This window comes from uncultured Cardiobacterium sp. (assembly GCF_938028185.1).
Taxonomy (GTDB): Bacteria; Pseudomonadota; Gammaproteobacteria; order Cardiobacteriales; family Cardiobacteriaceae; genus Cardiobacterium.
The window spans coordinates 1-4223 of sequence record NZ_CALJAH010000385.1 but is presented as its reverse complement, the minus strand read 5'-3'; the positions used below and the strand labels follow the sequence as shown (position 1 = coordinate 4223).

Genomic DNA, 4223 nt, shown 5'->3' with positions numbered 1-4223 from the left:
CGTTGTGCCGGTGTTATTCGGGCAGGGAGCATTCTTCCTGCACGACAAACTCGCATTCTTTGGCCTGGGCGGCGATACATTGCTGCATCGCATCCAGCGATGCCTGTCCCGGTTGCGGCGATACGGCGGAGTATATTTTCAGGCCTTCGGAATCGAGTCCTGTCGTTACGCTGAGGCATTGGTCGGCATAGTCAAAGACTTGGCAGGAGTGGCCGCTCTTGCGCTTGCACTTCTTGAGCGCCTTTTTTCTGGCGCTTTCTTTTGAGTGAATGCCGTGGACGGACGCGAACATTTTGTGGCTGTCCCACAGACCATCAAGATTGGGATAAATGGCAAACGCGCCATAGCGGCTTTCGCGCACGGGCTGCGGGGGCGGCGATGGTGGTGACGGCGGCGGGAGGTACATCGGTGCGGGTTCGACGTAGGTGTTGTTGCCGTTGTTATAAAGGCTATTTTGTTGAATGATGGGCGCCATGCACTGCGGGTCGCCCCAAGGGCCACCGCCAACGCCGGGGGTGCAGGCGAATGCGGCGGGGCTGGCGAGGAGCAGCAGGAGTGTCAGGATTGTGGCGTGCTGGGTCATTGCAACTGCTCCCGGTAAAACGCGACCAGTTTGGCAAACGGGATTTTGTCGGCGTTGTCGTACATATCGGTGTGGCTCGCGCCTTTGACGTAGTGCAGTTCTTTCGGCTCGCCCGCCGCCTGATACGCCATTTCGCTGAAGATTTTGGACTGCGCCGCGTCGCCGGTGATGAACAGCAGCGGGCGCGGGGCGATGCGGTCAAGGTCGTTCAAAGGGTAGAAATTGGCGAATTTGACGTTGCTGGAGAGCGTCGGCATGGTGGTGTGTTTCGGGTCGGCGCCTTTGGGCGTGAACTCGCCGCGCTTGGTGCGGTAGAAGGCGTAAAACTCGCGCTGCATCGCGTCGGTGTCGTCTTTCAGCTCGGTGACGGTGCCGCCGGTATAGACCGGTTTGCCGCCTTTGGCTTCAATCACGCGCTGTTCGGCAGCCTGTTTGAGGATGCCCGCGCCGATTTTTTCGTCTGCCAGCAGCCCGCGCGTGACGGTTCCCATATCGACCATCGCCACGGTGGCGATAGCCTTGATGCGCGGGTCAATTTTTGCCGCGTCCAGCACGTAGCCGCCGCTGGCGCAAATGCCGAGTACGGCGATGTTGGCGGGGTCGATGTCGTCGCGGGTATTGAGGTAATCCACGGCGCTGTTGAAGGCGTCGGCGTAGAGGGTCGGTTCAACCGCCTGGCGCGGGCTGCCGCCGCTTTCGCCCCAAAACGGCAGGTCAATGGCGAGGGTGGCGAAGCCCTGTTCCGCCAGCACTTGCGCGTAGAGCATGGATGCCTGTTCTTTCACCGCGCCGAGCGGGTGGCCGATGATGATGGCTTTTGCCTTGCCGTGGTGGTCTTTTGGCAGGACGAGGTTGCCCGCGATGTCGATGCCGTAGGGATTTTTGAAGCAGACGGGCTGGATGGCGACTTTGTCGCTTTTATAAAAGTTGGCGTAGCCGGTGGGGAAGGTCATGGGTTGCTCCTGTGTTTTTGCGGTTGCGGTAAAAGTGAATGCGGCCGCGAGGGCGGCGGTGATGAGTGTACGGTGCATGGGTTCTCCGCTTGGGTGGATGTTTTTACAGCCGTGCAGGTCGGGCATTTATGCCCGACATTTTTTGATGTCGGCCATGAATGGCCGACCTACGTTGGTGCAGGTGTCGTGTCGTAGGGTGGGGCTTGCCCCACCGTTCGCAATCAGCCTGTTTTGTGGTGGGTCAAGACCCACCCTACGTTTGCTGGTGAAGGTTTGCATGGTTGGTCTCCGGTAATGGTTGGATGGTACGCCGGGGTTCAGGTCAGCAAGAAAAGGAGGATGGCAAGGATGCCGAGCAGGATGAACGACAGCCGGATGAGGCGGTCGGTGCGGCGCAGGATGCGCGCCAGCGTGGCGGTGTGCTGGCGGCTTGCGTCAACGGCCTGCCAGTAGGCGGCGCTGCCCGCGCGGTAAACGTCGGCGGCGCTGTAGGTGTTTTCATCAAAAGGGCTGAATTGTCCAGCGGTGATGCCGCCTTCGCTCTGGATGTCGCGGCGGATGGCGTTCATCAGCGACAGCATCGCCCACATGATGAGGACGGTCAGCGCCGCGCTGATGGCATACGCCGCCCATTCCGCCCAGGCAAAGCCGCCCGCGCCGGGGGCGAGCATGACGCGCACCACGAGGAAGGAGAAGATGGTAAAGAGCAGCCCGGTAAAGGAGACCATTTTCGCGGCGCGGTCGCTGGCAGCCTTGTGCCGCTCGATTTCGTGGCGGTATTCGGTTTGCGCGATGTCAAAAAGGATTTTGGCTTTTTCGAGGGTGTCGGGGTGGGTCATGTCACAGCCGTGGCAGGATGTGGTCGGGGACGATGCCGCTGTCGCCGATGTAGTGGCGGTAATCGAGGTCGCGGTAGAAGCCGTGCGCGGTCAAAAGCGCGGTACGCACGCCGAAGGCGTTGCCGCCCAAGATATCGGTATGCAGGGTGTCGCCGCACATCAGGGTGCGTGCCGGGTCGAAATGCGCGAGGCGGCGCGCGGCGTGTTCAAAGATGGCGGGGTAGGGTTTGCCGCAGACGTGGACGTGGGCGAAGTGTTCGTCGGGCAGGGTGAGGACGTAGCTGCCCGGCTCAATCGAGGTGTGCTCCGGCATCGGCGCGATGAGGTCGGGGTTGCCGAGGATGACCGGGCGCGGCCGCGCGGTGAGTGCGGCGAGGAAACGCTGCTGTTGTGCGTCGTCCCAGTGGGCGGTGGCGAGGAAAAGGTAGCCGTCCGGCGCGTCGTGGAAATCCGCCGCGCTCTGGTGCAGGTAGCGCACGCCGCGCGCGTCGAGATCTTCCTGGCTGTGGTCAAGGCCAATCAGCCCCCAGAGGAAGTCGCGCGGGTAAGCGACGAGCGCGTCCAGCACCGCGTCGCGGCTGGTGACGATTTCATCAGCGGCGAAGTCGAAGCCCAGCCCGGCGAAGCGCTTGACCATGTTCGGCTTGCTGACGCTGGCGGCGTTGGAGAGGACGAAGACCTGTTTGCCGCGCTGGCGCAGGGCAGCGACCGCCTCAATCGCGCCGGGGATGGGTTGCGGCCCGACGTTGAGCACACCGAAGGCATCGAACCAATAAACGTCGTAAGGGTCGGCGAGGGCGAGGATGTTGTCCGCCAGTTGCGGCGCGCGCGGGTGCGGGCGGTAGGCGGGCAGGCGGTCGCGGATGGCCTGCAACTGGCGGTAGGCGGTGAGGGCGGGCATGGGGGGAGTCTCCGGTTGAAAGGGTCGCATTATAATGGCGTCCCCTTTGATTGATTTGGAGAAAGCCGATGAAGCTGGAAGTCATGACCGCCGATATTACGACGCTGGCGGTGGACGCCATTGTCAATGCCGCCAATGAAACCCTGCTTGGCGGCAGCGGCGTCGATGGCGCCATTCACCGCGCGGCAGGGGCGGAGCTCCTGGCGGAATGCCGCACCCTCGGTGGTTGTGCGGTCGGCGAGGCGAAGCTGACACGCGGCTACCGCCTGCCCGCGCGTTTTGTCATTCATACCGTCGGCCCGGTGTGGCGCGGCGGCGATGAGGGCGAGGCGGACGAGCTTGCCAATGCTTATGCCAACTCGCTGCGGCTGGCGGAGGCGCACGGCCTTGCTAGCATTGCCTTTCCGGCGATTAGCACCGGCGTTTTTGGTTATCCGAAGGCAGCGGCGGCGCGCATCGCGGTGGAGACGGTGCGGGCGACGTTGCCAGATTGTCCGCATATTAAGCGGGTGATTTTCTGCTGCTTCAGCGCGGATGATGCGGAGACGTACCGGCGTTTGCTGTGATGAAAAAACCGGGCGTGATGCCCGGTTTTTTATGGATGGGTTACGGCAGAATCGCGGGTGTTTGCAACCGCCCGCCGAGGGCGAGGACGGCAGCGATTTGTCGCGCGGTGCGTTCGAGGTTTTCCCCGCCTTTGGCGAGGGTTTCTTCGAGCGGGGCGAGGGCGGCGATGGAGGGGAAGATGGCGGCAAAGCCTGCGTCGGTCAAGGTTTCCGCGCCCGCGCCGAGTACGCCCGCGAGGGCAACCACCGGCACATTGTGCTTTTGCGCACGGCGCAGTACGCCGAGCGGCACTTTGCCGAGGCGGGTTTGTCCGTCGATGCGGCCTTCGCCGGTGATGACGAGGTCGGCGTTGGCCAGCGCGGCATCTACCCCCGCCGCCT

Annotated in this window: 6 protein-coding genes; 1 reads left to right on the top strand and 5 read right to left on the bottom strand. The window is 62.9% G+C overall.

The genetic code is table 11. The annotated features are described in order from the left end of the window. Nucleotides 1-13 precede the first annotated feature (13 nt). From Q0349_RS11280 to Q0349_RS11265, 4 genes are all read right to left on the bottom strand, one after another. The gene (locus Q0349_RS11280) at nucleotides 14-583 is read right to left on the bottom strand and encodes a DUF4189 domain-containing protein (protein ID WP_298081064.1); all 570 of its coding nucleotides are present in this window, start codon (nucleotides 581-583) and stop codon (nucleotides 14-16) included. After that, the gene (locus tag Q0349_RS11275; protein ID WP_298081063.1) at nucleotides 580-1536 is read right to left on the bottom strand and encodes an alpha/beta hydrolase; all 957 of its coding nucleotides are present in this window, start codon (nucleotides 1534-1536) and stop codon (nucleotides 580-582) included. The genes Q0349_RS11280 and Q0349_RS11275 overlap by 4 nt, the downstream gene beginning before the upstream one ends. A 317-nt stretch (nucleotides 1537-1853) precedes the next feature. After that, complete coding sequence (locus Q0349_RS11270; protein WP_298081062.1) at nucleotides 1854-2375, bottom strand: hypothetical protein; 522 nt, start codon at nucleotides 2373-2375, stop codon at nucleotides 1854-1856. Nucleotide 2376: 1 nt separating this feature from the next. After that, nucleotides 2377-3276 (bottom strand): HAD-IIA family hydrolase, encoded by a 900-nt coding sequence (locus tag Q0349_RS11265; RefSeq protein WP_298081060.1) that lies wholly within the window; start codon nucleotides 3274-3276, stop codon nucleotides 2377-2379. 68 nt (nucleotides 3277-3344) lie between these two features. Here Q0349_RS11265 and Q0349_RS11260 point away from each other — a divergent pair, with 68 nt between their 5' ends. After that, the gene (locus Q0349_RS11260) at nucleotides 3345-3842 is read left to right on the top strand and encodes an O-acetyl-ADP-ribose deacetylase (protein WP_298081059.1); all 498 of its coding nucleotides are present in this window, start codon (nucleotides 3345-3347) and stop codon (nucleotides 3840-3842) included. A gap of 40 nt (nucleotides 3843-3882) precedes the next feature. On the opposite strand, the gene Q0349_RS11255 is transcribed toward Q0349_RS11260, so the two are convergent. Next, nucleotides 3883-4223, bottom strand: a 341-nt coding sequence (locus Q0349_RS11255) for a glycerate kinase (RefSeq protein WP_298081058.1), incomplete at its 5' end; no start/stop codon positions are given.